Source organism: Mesorhizobium sp. P5_C1, assembly GCF_054049815.1.
In genome coordinates this window covers 1-980 of sequence record NZ_JBFULQ010001115.1, presented here as the reverse complement: position 1 = coordinate 980, position 980 = coordinate 1, and the positions used below count along the sequence as shown (strand labels likewise).

Below are 980 nucleotides of genomic sequence, written 5' to 3'. Positions count from 1 at the left end.
AGCATGTAGTCACTTAAGATAAGAACAGCTAAGGCTTGTGATGCGACGCTCGCTACCGAAGACCGGATGGGCCAGCTGTCGGATGTTTAGAGCGACTTTTGTTTTGGGGACGTCAGCAGCCGGCCATGGTTCTGAACGGGGAAAGCTGGGCCACACATGTCCTACGCCGCAACCGACAAATCCGGGTCAACGGAGATGTCGGCTTCCAGGAGCCGACAGAGTAGACGTAAACGTCTGACATGCGGCGCAATGCGGCCGTTCAGCGGCAGAGGATGGGTCGAGCCTTGGCGGGAGTTCCGGCCGGATCGCCGGAGTAGCGCACCGTCAGACCGACCGCGCTACCCCCACTCCGCGACCGCACGCCTAGCGCAACCTCCTCGACCTGGGCCCGCTGCCGAAAGGTGGCGGGCTTTTTGTGCGGGACGGAACATGGGTGCTCGACGCGACGCCTGTGATCGGCGCCGGTTTCGACCCAATCCAGCCCAATAGGTTAGTCTCAGGAAGGCGATCGCTACGCTGCACACGAAATGGGCCACTAAGCTGCCGTCACGAACAAAAGCCGCAACGGCACGCTCGCAAGCCGGCGTGCCGATCGATTGCCATTGCGCGAATCGATCCATAGCCTGTCCTACGCCGACCAACCTGGCCATGTGCTGTCGAACATGGGCATGCCGTTGCAGTAATAGTCGTCCACGAACCGCCCGGTTCCCTTGTCACGGCACCGCCACGTGAGATTGTAGTATTGGTCGTAGAATTGGTCCCACGCGACGCCATAGGCCGGAGGTGGACGGTAATATCCGCCGCCGCCATAGCCATTGTTGGCAGCGGCCGCGGCGGCTGCGCCGCCTACCGCCGCCACCGCTATTCCAGTTGCTACAGCGTTGTCAGTTTGTATGAGCCTGGTGCATTTCTCTGCCGTTGCACCGCGCCGAACTAGAAGCGCCGCCACACGAGTTCGATATTGCTCGTCAGTGCTGCTC

General features: G+C 61.1%; 1 pseudogene. It reads right to left on the bottom strand.

Going from position 1 to position 980, the window contains the following annotated elements:
* Positions 1–628: 628 nt before the first annotated feature.
* Positions 629–980 (bottom strand): annotated as a pseudogene (locus ACXJ7R_RS34275) (hypothetical protein); the annotation flags it as partial.